15 protein-coding genes are annotated in these 19,721 nt (G+C 49.4%); 5 read left to right on the top strand and 10 right to left on the bottom strand.

All coding sequences use genetic code 11. From position 1 onward, the window contains the following. Positions 1-3 precede the first annotated feature (3 nt). The 4 genes from B9D94_RS26740 to B9D94_RS26755 form a co-directional block, all read right to left on the bottom strand. Complete coding sequence (locus tag B9D94_RS26740) at positions 4-900, bottom strand: carbohydrate ABC transporter permease (RefSeq protein ID WP_100086460.1); 897 nt, start codon at positions 898-900, stop codon at positions 4-6. Between the two features lie 57 nt (positions 901-957). After that, positions 958-2,253: an ABC transporter substrate-binding protein gene (locus B9D94_RS26745; RefSeq protein ID WP_063478368.1), complete on the bottom strand. Its 1,296-nt coding sequence runs from the start codon at positions 2,251-2,253 to the stop codon at positions 958-960. 20 nt (positions 2,254-2,273) lie between these two features. Next, positions 2,274-4,604, bottom strand: coding sequence for a glycoside hydrolase family 65 protein (locus tag B9D94_RS26750; protein ID WP_148248408.1), 2,331 nt, complete (start codon positions 4,602-4,604; stop codon positions 2,274-2,276). 145 nt (positions 4,605-4,749) lie between these two features. Further along, positions 4,750-5,760, bottom strand: coding sequence for a LacI family DNA-binding transcriptional regulator (locus B9D94_RS26755; protein WP_148248409.1), 1,011 nt, complete (start codon positions 5,758-5,760; stop codon positions 4,750-4,752). Between the two features lie 215 nt (positions 5,761-5,975). Here B9D94_RS26755 and splB point away from each other — a divergent pair, with 215 nt between their 5' ends. Continuing rightward, positions 5,976-7,001, top strand: a complete 1,026-nt coding sequence (gene splB / locus B9D94_RS26760; protein ID WP_006207735.1) for a spore photoproduct lyase — start codon at positions 5,976-5,978, stop codon at positions 6,999-7,001. A gap of 126 nt (positions 7,002-7,127) precedes the next feature. On the opposite strand, the gene B9D94_RS26765 is transcribed toward splB, so the two are convergent. Both B9D94_RS26765 and B9D94_RS26770 read right to left on the bottom strand, forming a co-directional pair. After that, positions 7,128-9,149, bottom strand: a complete 2,022-nt coding sequence (locus B9D94_RS26765) for a bifunctional diguanylate cyclase/phosphodiesterase (protein ID WP_148248410.1) — start codon at positions 9,147-9,149, stop codon at positions 7,128-7,130. Between the two features lie 373 nt (positions 9,150-9,522). After that, positions 9,523-9,831 (bottom strand): winged helix-turn-helix transcriptional regulator, encoded by a 309-nt coding sequence (locus tag B9D94_RS26770; RefSeq protein WP_051449079.1) that lies wholly within the window; start codon positions 9,829-9,831, stop codon positions 9,523-9,525. Between the two features lie 219 nt (positions 9,832-10,050). On the opposite strand from B9D94_RS26770, the gene B9D94_RS26775 reads away from it, so the two are divergent. Both B9D94_RS26775 and B9D94_RS26780 read left to right on the top strand, forming a co-directional pair. Beyond that, a complete protein-coding gene (locus B9D94_RS26775; RefSeq protein ID WP_006207732.1) occupies positions 10,051-10,269 on the top strand; it encodes a hypothetical protein in 219 nt (72 codons plus the stop codon). Beyond that, complete coding sequence (locus B9D94_RS26780) at positions 10,266-10,850, top strand: NAD(P)H oxidoreductase (protein ID WP_063478364.1); 585 nt, start codon at positions 10,266-10,268, stop codon at positions 10,848-10,850. Before B9D94_RS26775 ends, B9D94_RS26780 begins: the two co-directional genes overlap by 4 nt. Positions 10,851-10,987: 137 nt before the next feature. On the opposite strand, the gene B9D94_RS26785 is transcribed toward B9D94_RS26780, so the two are convergent. Further along, positions 10,988-14,035, bottom strand: coding sequence for an FG-GAP-like repeat-containing protein (locus B9D94_RS26785; protein WP_148248411.1), 3,048 nt, complete (start codon positions 14,033-14,035; stop codon positions 10,988-10,990). 196 nt (positions 14,036-14,231) lie between these two features. Between B9D94_RS26785 and B9D94_RS26790 the strand changes: the two genes are divergently transcribed. Beyond that, positions 14,232-14,645 carry a DUF2500 domain-containing protein gene (locus tag B9D94_RS26790; RefSeq protein WP_036636450.1) on the top strand — a complete coding sequence of 138 codons (414 nt, stop codon included), beginning with the start codon at positions 14,232-14,234 and terminating at the stop codon, positions 14,643-14,645. A gap of 238 nt (positions 14,646-14,883) precedes the next feature. On the opposite strand, the gene B9D94_RS26795 is transcribed toward B9D94_RS26790, so the two are convergent. Further along, positions 14,884-15,834 carry a phosphotransferase enzyme family protein gene (locus tag B9D94_RS26795; RefSeq protein ID WP_148248412.1) on the bottom strand — a complete coding sequence of 317 codons (951 nt, stop codon included), beginning with the start codon at positions 15,832-15,834 and terminating at the stop codon, positions 14,884-14,886. 211 nt (positions 15,835-16,045) lie between these two features. Here B9D94_RS26795 and B9D94_RS26800 point away from each other — a divergent pair, with 211 nt between their 5' ends. Beyond that, positions 16,046-16,669, top strand: a complete 624-nt coding sequence (locus B9D94_RS26800; RefSeq protein WP_148248413.1) for a TetR/AcrR family transcriptional regulator — start codon at positions 16,046-16,048, stop codon at positions 16,667-16,669. Positions 16,670-16,738: 69 nt separating this feature from the next. Here B9D94_RS26800 and B9D94_RS26805 read toward each other — a convergent pair whose 3' ends face one another. Both B9D94_RS26805 and B9D94_RS26810 read right to left on the bottom strand, forming a co-directional pair. Continuing rightward, complete coding sequence (locus tag B9D94_RS26805; RefSeq protein ID WP_006207726.1) at positions 16,739-17,878, bottom strand: toxic anion resistance protein; 1,140 nt, start codon at positions 17,876-17,878, stop codon at positions 16,739-16,741. 141 nt (positions 17,879-18,019) lie between these two features. After that, positions 18,020-19,708, bottom strand: coding sequence for a vWA domain-containing protein (locus B9D94_RS26810; RefSeq protein WP_148248414.1), 1,689 nt, complete (start codon positions 19,706-19,708; stop codon positions 18,020-18,022). Positions 19,709-19,721 lie beyond the last annotated feature (13 nt).

Genomic DNA, 19,721 nt, shown 5'->3' on the forward strand with positions numbered 1-19,721 from the left:
CCTTTAATCCTTATCATCGTCGCCCTGGTAATACACCCACATGGACGAGCTTCGAATGACGATCAGAGTAAATACAAGAATGATGACAAACAAGATCCAGGATAATGCCGAGGCATAACCCATCTCATAATCCTGAAATGCCTTGTTATAAAGATACAGGTTATAGAACAATGTAGAATTGAGCGGACCTCCGTTGGTCATGACAAAAGCTTGGGTAAAGTATTGGAACCCGCCGATAATCCCCATGATCAGGTTGAAGAATACCGTTGGCGATATCATCGGCAGCGTGATGCTGAAGAACCTCCGGATACGTCCGGCACCGTCCAGTTCGGCTGCTTCATGCATATCCTCCGGCACGCTTTGCAAGCCGGACAGATAAATAATGATGGTATTGCCGACACCCCAGATTCCCATTACAATGAGTGCTCCGAGCGCATAGGACGGGTCTTGAAGCCAAGCCGGGCCCTGGATGCCGAACCATCCAAGCGCTTTGTTCAATATTCCGTATTCGGGATTGAAGATCATCACCCACATCATCGATACGGCAACGGCCGGAATGACGGACGGCATGAAATAAATCAAGCGGAATACGTTCATGCCGCGGCTGCGCATATTAAGCAGCACCGCGATCAACAAGGAGACGATTTGGTAGAGCGGCACCGATACCAGTGCAAATATAAAGGTTACCTTTAGCGATTGATAGAACAATTCGTCATGGAAAATCGCCTTGAAGTTGTCCAGCCCAACCCACTCGATCGATTGCACGCCCGTGATGATGTCCCACTTGCTGAAGGCTAGCAGAAGTGAGAACAGCATCGGGCCAATCGTAAACAGCAGAAGTCCCAGAAGCCATGGCATGATGTACAAGTAGCCGGCCCAATCCGATTTTGACTTTCGCATAACAGCCTCCTTGATGAAGCAGGTGAAGCGCATGAGCATGCGCTTCACCTGTCATTTTTACTTGATTTTGCTATCCACGTTTTTCGCGGCTTCATCCAAAGCGCCTTTCACATCCTGCTGCTTCAGCAAAATCTTCTCCATGGCTTTGGTGAATTCTTCAACAAAAATCGGGCCATGGGTAGAGCGCAAGGTGACTGGCTTCTTCGCATAATCCATCATTTCAATAACCGGCTTGTCCGCAACTTCGTTAGCTTTCACTTCTTCCAGTTCCGTTACGGTTGCTGGAAGAACCTTGCCGTTCTCGGAGCGAAGCTTCTGGGCTTCGGTACCAGACAACCATTTCAACAGCTCATAAGCTTCCTGTTTGTGTTTGCCGTTCGCATTGATCGCCCAACCTGCACTAGCGATAATGCTGGTGCGTGTTCCGTCCTCACCGGTCGGAATCAGGGCTGAGCCGTATTCCACGTCCGATTTGTCCAGATCCGTCTTCACCCAGCGGCCTGTCACCATCATGGCCAATTTATCCGTCATGAACATAGAGGAGTCACCGCCAAGCGTCTCGGCATCCTGAGGGGTAGGCGATACGCGGTCTTCGCCTTGCGACAGCGCCACATATTTTTCAATAGCGGCTACCGTCTTCTCACCGTTCATGAACCCTTCGGCTTGCGTTCCATCTTCATTGGCTATATCTGTTCCATGATCCCAGAGGTACGTGTAAATCGGATATTCCCACTTGCCGGCATTGAAGCCGAATTCGGTATATTTATTGCCTTCCTTCTTGGTCAGTTTCTTGGAAGTTTCGATCAATTGGTCCCATGTCCAGTCATTGGACGGGTATTCCAGGCCAGCTTCATCAAACATGCGTTTGTTGTACCAGAGCGCCAGCGGATTGAAATCCTTCGGCAGATAGTACTGCTTGCCGTTGATGTTCATATTGTCGATCAGATCCTTCTGGAAGATATCCAGACTGAAATCACTATCCTTGCTCAAGTAGTCATCGAGCGGTTCCACAACACCTTTTTCAACATATTTGAAGTAATCGCCTTCGCCGATCAGGAACACGTCGGGTGCTTGTCCGGCTGCAAGTGAAGTTGTCAATTTCGTGCCATAGCCTTCACTTGGAATCGGCTCGAATTTCACCTGAATATTCGGGTGAGCTTTATTGAATTCATCAGCAAGCTTCTGCTCATTCGCGCTGGCGTTCACATCCCCCCATACGGTAAACGTCAGGTTAACCTTCTCGCCTGCAGCCCCGTTGCCAGACTCCCCGCTCTTACCGCCGCAAGCGGATAATGCCAAAGCCGCGATGATGACCATACTAAGCATTGTTGACCATTTCCAATTCTTTTTCATTGAATGACCCTCCTGAATGTTCAATATTGGATTTGAAGCTCTGTTGAGAACTTGATAGGGTTGCCGTGAATGACCAGCTGCACTTCCTGATCCGAATTTGCGGTCAGCGTCAAGGTCTCCCGGTTGATATGGACCTCCAAACGCTGCCCCTGCCAGTACAGCGGGAAGGAAAGCTCATCCCATGCCTTGGGCAGATTCGGATTCATATGCAGCTCTCCGCCAAGCATGCGGACTCCTGCGAACCCCAGCACGACGCATTCCCATATGCCGCCAAGTGAAGCGGAGTGAATACCGGCATCAGAAGAATACATGTACGGCCCCAGATCGATTTGCGAAGCCCGTTCAAACAGCTGATAGGCCAGATCCCGATCACCAAAGTCATTCGCCAGAATGCTGTGCGTTGACATGGAGAGGGAGGAATCATGAAGCGTTTTCGGCTCATAGTAGTCATAATTCGCTCGCTTCACTTCTGGCGTGAATTGATCCTCCAGCAGAAAGAACAGCATCATAATATCAGCCTGCTTGGATACCTGCATTTCCCCAACCTGATCCAGGTTATAGTCGTCGAAGATGCTGCCTACCTTGCTCTGCAACTTATATGGTGTTAAATCGATGAGTTTCTTCTGTAAGTACGTGTCATCCTGCGGGATAATCCCATCCTGGTTTGGCTGTGGCAAATAGATTTGCTCAATCTTGCTCTGCCACTCGTTCATAGCTTCCTCCAGTTCCAGCTTCCCGTTCAGCGATTGGAACAAGTCAGCATTCGAATTCTGGAGACTGTGATAGTATTCCATAGCCAGTCGAATATTAAAGGAAGCCATATAATTCGTGAATGCGTTATTGTCCACATGCTCCTTGTACTCATCCGGGCCCACTACCTCATTGATTTCATATACACCCTTGGCTTCGTTCCACTCCAGACGGCTGGCCCAGAATTTAGCGGTATCAAATATCATCTCGTAGCCGTATCGGTCCATAAAGTCCTGGTCGCCTGTCGCTTTGTAATAGTGCCATACCGCATAAGCAACATCGGATGTAATATGCTGTTCAATGAAACCGGACCAAATCTTAATCTGCTTGCCGGTTACGATATCCACCTGTCCCCACTCCGGCGTGACTTCGCCATCGCTTGGCCAAGCGGCCTCCCAAGGATACATCGCGCCTGTGAAGCCGTTCTCAATCGCTTTTGCTCTGGCGCCTTCTAGACCAAGATAGCGATACTCAAGCAAAGAGCGGGCGACCTCGGGATGGGTATAGATGTAGAATGGCAGGATGAAAATTTCCGTATCCCAGAAGGAATGACCCTTGTACCCCTCTCCGCTGAGCCCCTTGGCGCCGATGCCCATTCGCCGGTCATGTGCCGGTGTCATGATCACCAGATGATATATGGCAAACCGGACAGCCAGCTGATCGAAGGAGTTCGAAGATTGAATGGATACGTTGTATTGCTCCCAAACCTTGCTCCAGGCTAATTGATGTTCTGCAAAAAGCGGATCGTAACCAGCAGAATGGAACGCTTTCAATTCAGCCAGTGCATGCTGCCGAATATCGTCAAGGCTGGTTCCTTCAGCAAATTCACGGTCACGGCTTGTGAATACGGTTGCCATCTTCTCGAATTCGAGACAATCGCCCGCCGCTACATCAAATGCATAGGATACGGCCACTTTACGACGATCGATATCCATCTTGGGGGCTGCATCAATCTCTTGTTGATTTAACCGGAGTCGATGCGCCGCACCATGGACGAAATCCACCTTGGACTCGGTTGTCGTCTGAATCAGCTCAAGGAAGGTTTTATCGTAAATCCGCTTCTCACCCTCGTGGAAATGCTGACTGCCGCTGTTGCTGACCTGCCCGTCGATACCGGAGTTAATTACCAGTGTTATGCCCTCGTTCAGAGGAGTTATGCTAACCTTCAAACCGATCTGGTGCAGCTTGGCTAATGAGACAAAGCGCCTGAACTCAAATCGGATTTTCTTGCCCTCGTATTCCCAGATAAAACTTCGCACGAGCTCTGCATCGCGAATGTTCAGCATTCGCTCATACTCGGTCACCGTTCCCCGCTCCAGCGAGAACCTTGTACCATCTATCCGGATGTCAAGTCGCGTAATATCCGCCGTATTCGGAAGCTCCGTCACCTCGAATTCATCGAATTTATTAAATGTGCCGTTAACGAACAGGTTTCTCTTCTCCCCGATATACGACTCTTCCGCAGCTGATCGGAGACCCATATATCCATTCCCAAGCGACATAATCGCTTCACACTTGCCTAAAGCCAGCGGATTGAAATGCACCTCGGCAAATGACCATTTATTCAAATCTTCAGACTGTACCTCGTTGTAGCTCAGCATGGTTGTCATCCTCTCCAACTGTTTTTTCTCTATTTTTTGTAAGCGATACCTAAATCGTTTTCGATATTTTAAAAAAAGACCGAAAACGATTTCGAAATGAGCCTAAAATAAAAGCTTTCTTCATGCGAAAACGTTTTCGATAACATTATTGCACCATTATTGTCTCTCTGTCAACAATTTCGAAAGAAAGAATTTTATGATATCCTGGCGTTTGATTCTCCAGCATCTTGATGACTTCCTCAAATGCCGAATAGCCGATTTTTGTGAAGTCCTGCCTGACCGTTGACAATCTGGGAGTCGTATAACTGGAGAGTACGATATCGTCAAAGCCCATGATGGAGATATCCTCCGGAATTCTAATGTTCAGCTCGCGGCAGCGCGTCATAAATCCGATGGCCATCAGATCACTGGATATAAAAACTGCGGTCAGATTCGGATGCCTCTCCAAGTACGGCTCGGTAGCCTCATACGCTACTTGTTCGCTGAAATCCGCTTCGATTACCCGCTTCGGATCATATACGAGTCCCGCCTCTTCAAGTGCTTCCCGGTATCCCTGAAGACGCTGCACGCTAACCGCTGCAAAATTGTGCCCATTGATCATACCGATCTCACGGTGCCCTTTATCAATTAGATACTCCACGGCTTTTCTGGCGGCGCCTACGTTGTCCGTAATGACCGATCCGGTATGGGGACCGACAATGTCTGCATCCACTACCATGCATGGAAACTCACTATTCACCAGCTCGTCAAAATATGGATCCGTTGTACGTAGTCCGGAAATCACAACGCCGGCAATTTTGTTTTCCTTACAGAACTGCCAGTACGATTTATCCTGCTGTTCAGACAAACTACGCGTATAGATCACCACTTCATATTGATAATGCTGTGCTGCGGCATAGACGCCGGTCATGATTTGGAACATAACGCCATCCTTGCCGTTTGCCTGTTCAAAGTTCGATATGATCAGCGCAATGGTCTTGGTGACCTTGTGCTTAAGGTTTTTGGCAAGGCGATTCGGGAAATAGTTCAGCTCCTGCGCAGCCTTCATAACCTTTTCTTTAGTGGTTTCGCTTACATCGGAATAGCCGTTCAGAGTCTTGGAAACGGCTGAAATCGATACATTTGCCAGCTTGGCCACATCTTTGATTGACACCATTTATATCACCACTACCATTCGTTAGATTCACATACTATTGTATCCGTTACCAGTAAAATAGCAACAAAACGGATAAATTAGGAAGAAAAAAACGGTTCAATATCATACAAAAAGTGTAAATGATTTCAGCCTTTTCGAGGCTCTGTGGATGCATGATCGCATCTTCCATTGCAAATCCTATACCTGGATTTATTACTAGTATGGGAGGAATTCAATTGGAGCGTTTTGACCCGGAACTGGTCTTTTTCGAGCCGGCCGCTTTGGAGTATCCGCTTGGCAAAAAGCTTCATGCATGGTTTGAAGAGTTAGGCACTCCCATCAAAATGACCACTTCCCATAATCGGGTAACCGGCATTCCGGGGGAGACCGAAACTGAAAAATACCGCAACGCTAAGCGCACCCTCGTTGTCGGGATTCGAAAAACTCTGGAATTTGATACGTCCAAGCCATCTGCAGAGTATGCCATCCCGCTTACCACGGGATGTGCAGGACATTGTCATTACTGCTACCTCCAAACTACTATGAGCTCGAAGCCTTATGTTCGGATTTACGTCAATCTGGATGAAATTCTGGATCGGGCGAAGCAGTATATCACAGAACGTTCACCGGAAATTACCCGGTTCGAGGCGGCTTGTACCGGCGATCCCGTCTCCCTGGAGCATCTGACCGGAGCACTGGCATATTACATTGAATTCATGGCTAAGCAAGAACATGGACGGCTCCGATTCGTGACCAAATTCGCCAACATTGATTCCTTGCTGAACGTCGAGCACGGCGGACATACCCGGGTCCGATTCTCCATCAATTCCGATTATGTCATTCGGTATTTCGAGCCCGGAACCTCTTCCTTTGAAGAACGGATCGAAGCAGCGGGCAAAATTGCGGAAGCCGGATATCCGCTGGGTTTCATCATCGCTCCGATTGTCAAGTATGACGGATGGCAAGAGGGCTATTGGCATCTGCTAGAGAAGCTTCACGAGCGGTTAAGCCACGTAGAGGTAAAGGATCTAACATTTGAACTCATTCAACATCGGTTTACCAAAACAGCCAAAAACACCATTTTGAAGCGTTATCCGAAAACCAAGCTGGACATGGAAGAAGAAGACCGGCAGCTTAAATGGGGAAGATACGGAAAATTTAAATATGTCTATAAAGCAGAGACCGTTGAAGAATTCCAGCAGCTGTTCGAAAAGGGAATCAAGGAATATTTTCCAAAAGCGGAAATTGCGTATTTCGTGTAATCGGGTACACGCACCCAGCCCTGATCCGAAACTTTATTCTCCGCTCAACATGATAACGGACACCTCACGGTGCCCGTTATTTTCCGATATGTTTCTATTGATCTATCGTTAATCTAAGACCTTCCTCTATCCCATAACCTCGATCGTTTCGGCCTTGTGATCTTGCTCGTACATCCAGACATCAATCTCATCAATATCCATCGGTTTGCCGTAATAATACCCCTGCATGACATGACAGCCGAGTCCGGTCAGAAAGTCGATGTGCTCTTTATTCTCCACACCCTCGGCAATCACATCCAGATTTAAATTCTCTGCCATGAGAACGATGGCGTTGATAATCGCCCGTTTACTGGGCGTATCTAAATCGTTGGTGAAGAGGCGGTCCAGCTTCAGTGCATCGATCGGAATCCGGTCGAGCAGCCCGATCGAGGAATAACCGGTTCCGAAATCATCCATGGACACTTTAACCCCTAAAGCTCTGATGTTCTCAAGCTGTCGAATAATGTCGTTCACATCGTGCAGCACCATGGACTCTGTAATCTCAAGCTCTAACAGATGCGGGTCCAGCTCCGCCTTGTCCAGCACATTCCGAACAAGCTCCAGCAGATTATCGCCGTGAAACAGCCGAATGGACAAGTTCACCGAGACGGGCTGAACGATTCCTCTATCCTTCCATGCCCTGCACTGCTTGCAAGCCTCCTCAAGCGTCCATCGGGTCATCGGTATAATGAGCCCCGTCTCTTCGGCAATCGGAATAAATTCAAGCGGCGATATTATACCCAAGCGGGGATGATTCCAGCGAATCAACGCTTCAAACCCGACCAACCGGTTGCTTTTCACATTCCATTTCGGCTGATAGACGATGAAAAATTCCTTAAGCTCAAGCGCTCTCTGCAAATCCTTCTCCAATTCCATTTTGCGGACCTCTTGAACGCCCATCTCCTCGGTGTAGAGGCATTGCTGATTCTTGCCGAGTCCCTTCGCCTTATACATCGCCGTATCCGCATTCTTCAGCAGCGTGGACCTGTCCGAGCTATGAACAGAACCGATGCTGATTCCGATGCTTCCCGTAACGTACAATTCATTGCCATCGATAAAGTATACGTTTTTAATTTTTTGCAGAATATCTTCAGCCAGCCGCTGGGCATACATCGGATCACTTTGCTTCAAAATGATGAGAAATTCGTCTCCGCCGATTCGGAATACCTGCTGGTAGCCTTGAATGAATTGACGCAGTCGATTCCCCACCTCCTGAACGAGCATATCCCCAACATGATGACCGAGTGTATCGTTGATGGCTTTAAATTGATCCAGATCCAGAAATAAAACACTGATCTTCTCCGTTTCGGAATTACTTTCGAAGAAGCGGTTCATTTCATTGCGGTTAGGCAAACCCGTAATCGTATCCTGATAGGCCAGCTTTTCCAGCACATGCCGGTCAAAGAACATGGCCCCCCACGAAATCAACAGAATCGCAAAAATCGTAATGGTCACACAGTACAACAGAAAGAGATCCACAGACTGCGGCTCATGCTGAGTGATCATGCCGGAATGAGGCTCAAACCGTGCAGCCATCATTCCTGTATAGTGCATCCCGCATACGGCAAATCCCATAATGACCGCGGAGCCCCACTTCAGGAAGCTGGACTTGGAATGATTGCGAAAGCGGAGAAACAATATTAACGCTGCATAAGATGCAGCCAGTGCAATGATGGCAGACAATACCCAAATGACCGGGTCATAGCTTATTTCCGCGTGCATAATCATGGCTTCCATCCCCATGTAATGCATGGTCACGATTCCGCTGCCCATAATCAAACCACCGATGGCGATTTTGGACCAGTTGATGTCTCTGGGCATGGTAATGTAAAAAGCGATGAAGGAGGAGACCACACTCGCCAGCATTGACATGATCGTCAGAGCAACATCATACTTCACGTTCATATTCATATGCAGGGCCAGCATGCCAACAAAATGCATCGACCAAATTCCGCTCCCCATCACCATTGCGCCGCCAAAAAGCCAAAAGAACCTGGATTTGCCGCTCGCATCTGAAATCTTGGACGTAATATTTAAAGCGGAATATGAAGCAAGTATAGCAATCACGATTGAAAGCCCAACAATATAAAAATTATAGCTGCCGTCCATCTGAGCTGTGCACACTCCTTTTTCGACTAATTCTTAAGTCCTATGATGATCATACGTTTCCTGTCGGACAACGTTCCTGTTTCATTCCGTATCTCAAACCTGTTCGTACCGGGAAAATGCCAAACTCTGATTATTTATTACAGCCTCCCTGCCCCCGCATCCTATTCCATGATAACCAAGTGAACTATTCAATTTCTCGACAAGCTCGGTATCGTTCAAAAGCAGCAAAATATGAATTGAGTCTAAAGAACTAGATATTCAACAAATCTCTGGGTATTCCCTCTATTACTTTAGAAATAATGGAAAATAAAGTGGTTACAGCAAAAAAATAAAAAAAACTGCGGAACGCCATAGTTCGGTCCGCAGCTTGCTCTTATATATTGCCCTCAAGGGTGCTTACCTTCGTTTTTTCATTCAAATACTTCTCGCCCCAGTCGCAGATTTGATCCAGGATCGGCTGCAGCGAGTCTCCCAATTCACTCAGCTCGTATACTACCTTCGGCGGCACTTGATTAAAGACCGTTCGAGTAATGATCCCATCCTCCTCCAGTTCCCGAAGAGTCTGGGTCAACATCTTCTGCGTAATGTCCGGCATCTGCTTTTTAATTTCGCTCGTTCGCTTGGGACCATAACTTAAGTGGCACAGTACAATGACCTTCCACTTGCCACCGATCACATCCATCGTCGCTTCAGACGGAATATTGTATTTCCGCTCCCCGTTCACCCGTATACCCCTCCCCTCAAGCGTAGAGTTATATCGACTTCCTACAGGCACTTCCAGGTATTAATGATACTTTTGGGTACCTATAGAACTATTAAGTGCGTACTTCCTTCCTGTCATTATATGATACATAATCTCCTTAAGCCAGTGCTGCAGCAAATTATTGGAGGTGGAATCGCGATGACACTTATTTACATTGCTGGCGGTTATGGTGTAATCGGCAGTGCGCTTAGCATTCTGCTCTCCATTGAGCGCATTCTGGGCTGGGACGGCTCACCGCCTGCCCCGGGAGGCTTTTACCTGTCCGAAACATTAGTGCATGCAGATGCCGCAATGTCGCGTATTGAACAATTTGGCATACAAATTTTCAGAGAAGAAAGAGAAGGTGAATTTTTATGAAAGTACTAACGGTTGTCACACACCCACGGGAAAATTCCTTTACGTTTGCAGTTACCGCGAGATTTGTGCAGGGGCTTCGGGATGCCGGGCATGAAGCGGAAGTACTGGACCTTCATCGCATAGGTTTCAATCCGGTCCTATGGGAGGCCGACGAACCCGATTGGTCTGATCCTAAGAAGCTTTATTCTCCCGAGGTTGAAGCCGAAATATCACGAATGAAGGAGCACGATGCACTGGCTTACATCTTCCCGGTGTGGTGGTATGGGGTCCCCGCGATGCTGAAGGGGTATATCGACCGTGTCTGGAATCAAGGCTTTGCTTACGGCGGCGGCTCGAAGCTTCACCATAAACAGGTGTTATGGCTGGCCTTGGCAGGCGCTTCAGAAGACCATTTTGCCAAGCGCAGCTACGATCAAATGCTCTCCCATTCCCTCAATGTCGGGATCTCCAATTACTCCGGAATCGAGAATTCCCGAGTAGAGTTCTTCTACGACACCCTGGAAGCTATACCGGAGCACATGGAGGGCTTGCTGGAGCGCGCTTATCAGTTGGGACTGCATTATGCGGATCTCAAGGGATAAAGAAATCACTGCTTCATAAAATAGGGTCAAACGTTCGTACGACAAAAAAAGCGACCTCCCTCGGAGGCCGCTTTCTGATTGATAAAACCCTAACAGCTATCCGTAGAACTCTGGAGTTTCTATGGATCCACATGCAATCATGGTCCCAACACACGGGACAGTCTAACGAGCAGAACGGCTGCTTCCGCCCGCGTCATCGGCTCGTTCGGAGCAAAACGGTTAGCGCCTCTTCCTTGGAGCAGTCCATAATCTGCAGCCGCTTGTACGTACGGCTTAGCCCAGACTGGAATCCCGCTGTCATCAGCATAGGAGGTATTCCCGTCCATTTCACCGGACTCATTCATCACACGGGACAGCACCGCGGCGATCTCGGCGCGCGTAATCGGCTGGCCAGGCCGGAAGGTGCCGTCGGCATAACCGATCATAAGACCTTCCGTAACCGCCATATGAACCCCATCATGAGCCCAGGCAGGTATCGAATTGCCATCGGTAAAGCTTATGGAAGAGCCGGTTAGATCGGCTTTCAGCAATCTTCCCATCATAACCGCCCATTCGGCGCGGCTGACAGAAGCATGGGGACGGAAAGTACCGGATACGTCTCCCTTAACAATCCCGAGCGTAAAAGCCTTCTGGATGTCGGGCTCGGCCCAATGCCCCTGTATGTCAATAAAAGAGTTCTGAATCTCTTGATTCGGCTGTTCCCCTGTCTCCTCCAATGGCTCCCGCTTCAAGGTAAGGCGATAGGTTGTCGCCGATCCATCCTCAGCCTGAACACGAATCGTCAAGACATTATCCCCGTCCTTTAGAGGAACCGTGTAACCGGAGGTTACCCGCTCACCGTTGATCTCAACTTTTGCAGCAGAATGCATGATACGAGGGCTCACTACAACTTGAGCTTCCTTGGTGGTTACCGTATAATCGTAAACCCCTGCCTGGAATGGTGGAGTCAATGTGATTGGTTGGTCCCCTGCCGTAAGGCTCAGCTGCTGCAGCCTGGATTCCGAAGATAGTACCGATGGAACGGAGCCCGAGGACGATGATCCTGATCCTGACCCTGACCCCGAGCCGGAACCCGGAGCTGATGCAGACTGAATGGTCCCTTCAAGCCCTGGGCTGGCATTTCGGGCCGCATCCACTGCTTTAATCGCAAAATTATAGGTCGTATTCGCGGCCAAGCCGTTTATTGTATAATTTCTAGTTGTTGCAGGAACAGATTGTATAATCGTACCGCTTTGATATATTTCATAAGCAGCAATTCCCCTGTCGTCACTTGCTGCTGGCCACTCCAGGGTAACGGCACTTGACGTAACACTGGAGAATATCAGCTTCGCGCCAGTTTGCCATGAAGGCGGGGACGTGTCCGGAGAATCCGGCGGCACATCCTTAACGAGTGTCATGGAGACAACGGCTGACGCCTCCTGAGCGGATTCATTGCCAGCGGCATCCGTTGCGGTCACAACGAATGCGTAGGTACCCGGACTGAGGTCACCGATATCAGCAGGCAGTATTGAGCCGTCGGCTGCACTGAAGCCCAGCCCAATCGGTGCTCCCCATTCTCCTGCATTTACTGTGCCGTCCGCATCGGCATCTACCCAAGGGTACGCCTTCACCATCGCTCCAGCTTCGCTGACCGCACCTGCCTCACCGTACAATTGATCCGGCATTCCCTGATACTGATCGATGATACGAAACTTGGAGACATCAAGGACAGGGGGCGTTGTATCCGGAACAGCTACCGGTTCACGAATCGTCACTTCGGCTCTCGCAGATGCTCCAAGAACAGCACCGTTCGTCGGATTACCCAGTTCAACAAAAAATGTCCGATCCCCCTGATCCCCATTCCTGCCTATAATGGAAATGGGATAAGACTTGGTTGTCTCTCCTTCATTAAACACAAGCAGCTCATCAACGGAGTTATAATCCGTACCGGCAATTGCTGTTCCTTCTATTGTGCGAAGCGAAACCTTGGTTTGACCGTAGCTGCCTGCTGCCCGGTAGACCGAAACCGTCACGCTTGCCGAATTCTCGGCAGCCTCGTATCGATCCTGCGCCAGGGACACAACACCCTCAGCAGCACTGTTGAAGATTTTAATATAGCCATAACTGATATCGATTATATCCGCTTTGCCGTCCCCGTTAAAATCCCCCGAAGCCACCGCAGATGACGGCCGGTCGAAATATGTCCGGGCAGATTGAAAGGTGCCATCCCCGTTGCCCAGCAGTATCGGATTGGATGAATCCTGGACTCCTCCGAGGAGATCCAGATTACCATCCCCATCAAAATCAGCAACCTCAAGATCTAGAGGAGAATGCCCCAATGGAAGTGTAATAACAGGCCAGAACGTTCCGTCCCCGTTACCAAGAAACACGTTCGCCGTGTGATCTCCATTGGCGGCTAACGCCAGGTCCATGTACCCGTCTGAATTCAAATCGGCTGCTTGAAGACCAATAGGCGATCTTCCCGAACTGATGGCCAATACGGAAGTAAACCCGCCCTGGCCGTCACCAAGCAATATGTTTACGTTATTCGATCCTACATTAGCAACAGCTAAATCCACGATCCCGTCGCTATTCAAATCCTCAGAGGCTACACTGCGAGGTGACATCCCTACAGGTACTGTGATCGCTGTCCTAAATGTTCCATCACCCATGCCCCGCAAGATGGATACGGTGTTGGAGCTGTTGTTCGTTACGGCGAGATCCAAGATCCCATCCCCGTTAAAATCCTTAGCTGCCAATCCCACTGGCCAATTGCCTGTCGGGTACGCCACTTGTTGTTCGAATGTCCCATCCCCGCGTCCTATCAAAATGCCTACCGTATTATCCACGGCATTCGACACTGCCACATCTGCATGCCCATCGCCATTAAAGTCGGCAACAGTGACCGCGCGAGGAGACCTCCCGACAGAAGTATCCTGCTTCATCTGGAAGGTTCCATCCCCGTTACCCAGGAGAACAGATATTTTATTTTCCACCAAATCGAAAACAATGACATCCGCTCTTCCGTCCCCATTGACGTCATCTGCCACAGCGTCGTAAGGATTTGTTCCCGCGTGGTATAACACGCCATCCTGAACTAGCAGTTTGTCCGCGGCATGCCCCTGTAAGGGTGCAGCCAACAGAGACAGACCCAGAAGGATCGGTAGCAATCTGCGGGCTCTGACTACACTTTTCTCCAGCTTCAACTCTCATTCCCCCTTTTAAGCAAATCTATTATATCTCAACCTTTCCAACGAAAAATCCCCCTGCAGGGGGATGTGGGGCCATTACTTATTGCTTCAGTAGGATCGTCGGCAGACATATTTCAAAATTTGAAACATTTTAACCATGGGTACCGTACATATAAACAATGAAAATTACGGACAGAAGGAGGTACCGTCGATGATGCCCCAAGGAATGTCTTTTGGCGGAGGGTTTGATTTTATGTTTACGCTGGTTCCCATTCTGATCGGGATTGTGTTCGTTATTGTGATTGTCGGCTTCATCTCCAATGGCGCCCGCTATGTCAAGAATGCCAAATCGCCACGCACTTCCGAATTTGCCCGGGTGGTCTCCAAACGGATGGACGTCCGCCATCATACCAATCACCACAACGACGACAACGGAATGATGCACGCGAACCACTCGTCCCGCACGTATTATTACATCACCCTCGAATTTGATAATGGAGAACGGAGAGAGTACCTCGACGTCAAAAATCTATACGGTCTTGTTGTGGAGGGAGATACCGGCTATGCTTCCATCCAGGGCGATTGGATCGTTGCGTTTGAGCGGAATCTGCAGCCGCAATCCTAATGGATATGAAGATCATACCATTCTAAATTGCAACCGTGCTCCTACTTAAAATATCGCCACAGAACGACAGCCTTAGCTCCGTGATCATCTCGGGACTAAGGCTGTTGTTCATAACATCGCAAGAAAGGCAGTGCCGTCGTAAGCCATTATTTTGGGATTGATATGGACACGGACAGCACTAATGACGCTGCCAGCAGCTCTCTCCGGGACACGCCGCCCTTCAAACCAAAGCCAATGCTTATTCAAATGTTGGGAAACTTCGCAGAATGGTTTCCTTACGAAACTTCATGTACCACTGCCCCCACGGATGGAGGTTGTCGAACTTTCCCCCGCAGGCTTGGAACAGTTTGATATAACGGCCCATTTCCCGGAGCTTCATGAAGTATGGGATTTCCCGAAGCCACTTCTCCTCCAGCTGATGCTCTCTACGATATCCATCCAGGAACGGCATAAGGAATTTGCCCGGGTCCGGGTCGGCCCCTTCGGTTAAACTTGAGAAAAAAGCAGCCACCGCAATATCATCAATAAACCATGAATACCGACTCGCATCAAAATCAATCAAACACAGCGAATTCCCATGAACAAAAAAATTACCGTAATGAAAATCAGCATGAATCAATCCATAAGTCTCCGCTGACACCGGAAGGGCTGAGATATAATGGAACAATGCCTGGTACCGAGAGATGATCTCCTGTTCGGATGGTGGTAAATCGATATGCAACACCTTTTGGGCTTCAAATGACCAGTCCGGCCGTTTCGTGACAGGATCCTGGTGAACGTACGCTTGGGTGATGCGGTGCATATGGCCCATGAATTGGCCCATTCCCCTGTATAGATGCTCATTGGCATCATTCTCTCCCACCGGACGCCCCTTGGCCTCCTCGTAACATACGGCCGTATATTCACGGCCTTCCGCCGGGATGCGCTCCGCCAACTTCCCATCTACCGAGTACAGCGGTCTCGAAACACAGACACCCTTGCTTGCCAGAAACTCGACCCACTGTACTTCGCCTGCAATCTTCGCATACGGCTTGTGGGACTCATCGGTTATACGCAGGAAAACCTTGCGCTCTCCATGCCGATAGGAGGAAATCAAGCTATGCTCGGAGTCATGCGTTTGCTCCAGATTCTTTTCCAGCAGTCCGAATTTGTCTGCAGCTTCTATGCTCCACTTCATCCGGTGTTCCAATCCACAGCACCCCCTAACAAACTAAAGAACATTCCATTCCATCAGCCTAACCAAAAAGCGACCCTGTCAGATCTACGGATCACACTCCTCCTCTGCTCCAAGGGTAACCCTCCCAATCCCTTTTTCAATTCCAATTGTTGTGGTCAAAATGTTGGAGGGATATAATACGGGAGATAGATAAAATCGTCATGCATGAAAGAGGACCCCTATTATGAATCCTGAAACTCGCCATACCCGAACCCAACTCATCATAGAAGCAGCCGAGCATGTGTTTGCACATAAAGGCATTGAAAAAGCCACCATGCAGGATGTGGCCACCGAGGCCAAAATAGGCGTAGCGACCGTTTTTCGCTTTTTTCCCCGCAAAGAGAAGCTTGTTGTTGCGGTTGCGACGAAGAAGCTGGAGGCCGTCCTTGAGACCTTTCACTCCATCGCTGACCTGCCGATTTCCTGCATCGAGAAGCTGGAGCTGTTCTTCGACAACTTCATTTCCCTGCTGGAGCAAAAAGCCAGTTCCAACGTCAAGCTGCTCGAGAATTTCGAGAGTTATGCCGCTAAATTCACGGAGCCTCTCGAAGATATCGAGCTGTTTAACGCCGTCTACCGGAACATCTCCAAGGTATTCTCGACCATTGTCGAGCAAGGCATCCAGGACGGGTCGATTCAAGCCGACCTTCCGATCTCCGAGACGCTCTCTACCATCATCAATACGTTTGGTATTTTTGCCAGAAAGCTGTCCCTCCAGAAGAACATTCTGGTGGTCGAGCCTGACCTCGCGCCCGAGAAACAGCTGGCTATTCTTAAGCACATCCTGCTCAATTATTTGAGAACATAAGGATGAAGTCCCCATAAAAAAGAGTGCGCAGCACCCTATCTGCTCACTCTTATTTCGTTATGTCCACATCTACAAACCCAGCTTATGTCCCCGCTCCAAGCGCTGAATCTGCTCTTCGCCCGTTACGGCCAGTTCGCTGAACTGCTGGATCGTCTCCCGCATCCGCGGAAGAGCCTCCTGCTTGTAGGTGCTGATGGAATCCAGAGCCGACAGCACATCCGTGAACGCTTGCTTCAACGTATCCACGGAAATACTCGTTTCGAGCGATTGCTTGTGAATGGCAGCACCCTGATCCTTCAGCATTTTGGAGGTTGCGCTGATCAGGTTATTCGTGGTTTCGTTCAACAGCTCGATTTTCTTCAGGACAATCTTCTGATTATAGAGGGCGCTGGCTACCGTCACCGAGATTTTGAGCGCCGATACCGTTACGTTCCTTGCCCGATCCACGCCGCGGATCAACTCCTTGTTGTTCCGGATGACGACTTCAATAGCCATGATCCCCTGCTGGTTCACGACCAGCATCTGCTGCAGGTCCATCACCCGCTGGCGCAGCGGGAACAGTACCTCCTCGGTAATGAACCGGATTTTGTCCTCCGACTCCTGGCGTATTTTGGCCGCCTCAATCTGGGATTCGATTTCGGTGTCCATCAGCATACCCAGCTGAATTTCCTTTTGCAGCCTTTTGGTGAGCTCGCGGAGGGCCTGCTGCTCAATCTCGAGCGTGGTATTGTCGTTCTTTAATACCGTCTTTCCTTTATCCAGGGAAATGATGATATCCGAAATCACGGCATCCGCTTTTTGAAACTTGGCAAAATATCGCCGGAGCGGGTTAAACACCATGCCCAGAATCCCGCTCTTCGCAAAATCGATGACGCTCGGGTCCAGATCCTTCAGCTGCAGCTGCAGCTCCGTGAGCCCTCTGGCAACCTGGCCGCCTTCGTCCCCGGTTTTGGATAATCTTCCTACCGATACTTGCAGCAGTCCATTCTTCTCCGAAGAGGATCTCATCGTGCCCATACCGAAGGTGTCAATGGATTGCAGTACCTGTCTTCTCTTCTCGAGTGATTCGATATCCAGCTCCATGATGGCCTGCACGTTGCTCGCTGCCAGCTCCTTGAGCTGCGTGACTTCCTCTGGCTCGGGCTTCACCTGCTCTTCAATCGCATGCTTAATCTCTTCGGGACGAATGACTTCCATCGTAAATGACAATATAACCCCTCCTACAAGTTTCTGTAAAAACTTCGATATCAGAATAATATAAGATGCCCTTTCCTTCCGAGATAAGGGGTATGCCTCTAGAGTTTATGCTTGCTTATCTCTTAAAATGAGCGAGTATCACTTGGGATGAAACTACATCTGCACGTTCAGCAGCTGACCGATTTTATATACGACATCATCCGTATCGGCATTGATGCTGGCCGCTTCGTTAATGCTGGAGATGCTTTGAAGCGCCTGGATGTTGGCGTTATATCCAATTGTGTATACCGGGATTTTGAAGGCTTTAATCAGCTCCCGGATATCATCAAGGGAATGCCCTACGTTGGTCTCCCCGTCACTCAGCACAAAAATCAAAGGCTTCACGTCCGGATTCACCGCCATCTCGTCATGAAGCATCTTCATCGCCACCACAATGCCGTCAAATGTTGCGGTATTCCCGCTGGCCTCAAGGCTGTTAATCGCTCCGACAAACATCGACTGCTGGTTCAGGTCGTATTTGCCGATCGGAAGATTGATCGCGACATCCGTGGAATACGATACGAAGCCGATGCTGTTATCTCTGCCCAAATATTTCTGCCCCGTCAGCAAGGATTCCTTAAGACGGTGCAGAGGCTCGCCGTCCATGCTGCCTGATACGTCCGCTACAAATACGGCCGCAACTGGCTTGTTGCCATCCTTCTTCTCCTTCCACAGCTTCTGTGCGGACGGCAGCAGACTGCTGTCCACGACATCCAGCTCGGGTTGGTAATCATTAAGGCCATTGAACCCTTTTTTATCGGCTAACTGTTGATATGGATCCTGTTCCACAAACGCTGCAAATTTCTTAATAATTTCTAACTTCTCCTTCGGCAAGTTCCCCAGTGCATACAAGGGACTGTCGTGCCTTACGCCAAACGGAGTAAACACGTAACCGCTCTTCATATCCGCCGCATTGACATAAGTCTGGTACTCCAGAACAAAAGCGTCCAGCATGCCCGACTTCGCCGCATCACGCATCTGGATCGTGGTTGAGGCCGTGAAAGGGACGTTCGCCTGGAATTTCTCGAAGCCCTGCACTGCTTTTTCGCTGAGCAGGTCTGAACTGTCAAACGTTTCAAGTGCCGTAATCAGGAAGTTAAGACCCGTGGAGCTGGCAAAAGGATCCGTGTAACCCATCGCCAGCTCATTATTGGATATCGCATCCGTCAGCGTCTTGACGTTCAGGGAGCCGTACTTCTCCACCAGCTCATCGTATTTGGCCTTTCTGGTCACAACACCGGTCACATTTCCGGTCAGACGCTTGGATACAAGCTCCGCCTTGACGCCATATTCCTTAACCATTGCCCCCCACAGCTCATTCGAGGGCGTAAACGCATCCGGTACGTACTTGCCTGATGTTATGTAATCGGTTGCGGTTCCTGAAGCGATGTTGCGGATCTTCACAGATACCGGCTTTCCATTCACCACCGGCTTCGACAGGTTGAACTCCGTTGCTACTTCATTCAACCATCCGTCAATGCCCGGTCCTGCCTTCTCCGGAGATGAGAAGATTTCGACGAAGAGCTCCGTTGTATTCTCAACCGAGATCGGGAATTTGGATATGTCGGGCAAAGAATCCGCTACGGCGACCGGATCCAGGTCAACCTGACCTTTGATCGGGTCCGCCGCCGTGACCACAATGTCCTTGTAGATTTTGTTTATTTTCTTAGCTGCATCTTCCGAGTTAACCTCGGCTTGGCTTTTTCCCAGATTGGAGGTTAACGTAATCCCCGCATACACCAGAACAAACACAACGACCGCAATGGCCACTAGGACAACAAAGGCACTCCCTTTGCTTCGCATACTCATCTCCCTC

The sequence above is a fragment of the Paenibacillus sp. Cedars genome, from assembly GCF_003184205.1.
GTDB classification, from domain to species: domain Bacteria; phylum Bacillota; class Bacilli; order Paenibacillales; family Paenibacillaceae; genus Paenibacillus_AQ; species Paenibacillus_AQ glucanolyticus.

Bases quoted from the DNA above. Each gene is read 5' to 3' on its own strand.
- B9D94_RS26765 (WP_148248410.1), bottom strand. From the start codon at position 9,149: ATGGACGGCAGCTATAATTTTTATATTGTTGGGCTTTCAATCGTGATT.
- B9D94_RS26780 (WP_063478364.1), top strand. From the start codon at position 10,266: ATGAAAGTACTAACGGTTGTCACACACCCACGGGAAAATTCCTTTACG.
- B9D94_RS26800 (WP_148248413.1), top strand. From the start codon at position 16,046: ATGAATCCTGAAACTCGCCATACCCGAACCCAACTCATCATAGAAGCA.
- B9D94_RS26740 (WP_100086460.1), bottom strand. From the start codon at position 900: ATGCGAAAGTCAAAATCGGATTGGGCCGGCTACTTGTACATCATGCCA.
- B9D94_RS26750 (WP_148248408.1), bottom strand. From the start codon at position 4,604: ATGCTGAGCTACAACGAGGTACAGTCTGAAGATTTGAATAAATGGTCA.
- B9D94_RS26770 (WP_051449079.1), bottom strand. From the start codon at position 9,831: ATGGATGTGATCGGTGGCAAGTGGAAGGTCATTGTACTGTGCCACTTA.
- B9D94_RS26755 (WP_148248409.1), bottom strand. From the start codon at position 5,760: ATGGTGTCAATCAAAGATGTGGCCAAGCTGGCAAATGTATCGATTTCA.
- B9D94_RS26775 (WP_006207732.1), top strand. From the start codon at position 10,051: ATGACACTTATTTACATTGCTGGCGGTTATGGTGTAATCGGCAGTGCG.
- B9D94_RS26790 (WP_036636450.1), top strand. From the start codon at position 14,232: ATGATGCCCCAAGGAATGTCTTTTGGCGGAGGGTTTGATTTTATGTTT.
- B9D94_RS26745 (WP_063478368.1), bottom strand. From the start codon at position 2,253: ATGAAAAAGAATTGGAAATGGTCAACAATGCTTAGTATGGTCATCATC.
- B9D94_RS26810 (WP_148248414.1), bottom strand. From the start codon at position 19,708: ATGCGAAGCAAAGGGAGTGCCTTTGTTGTCCTAGTGGCCATTGCGGTC.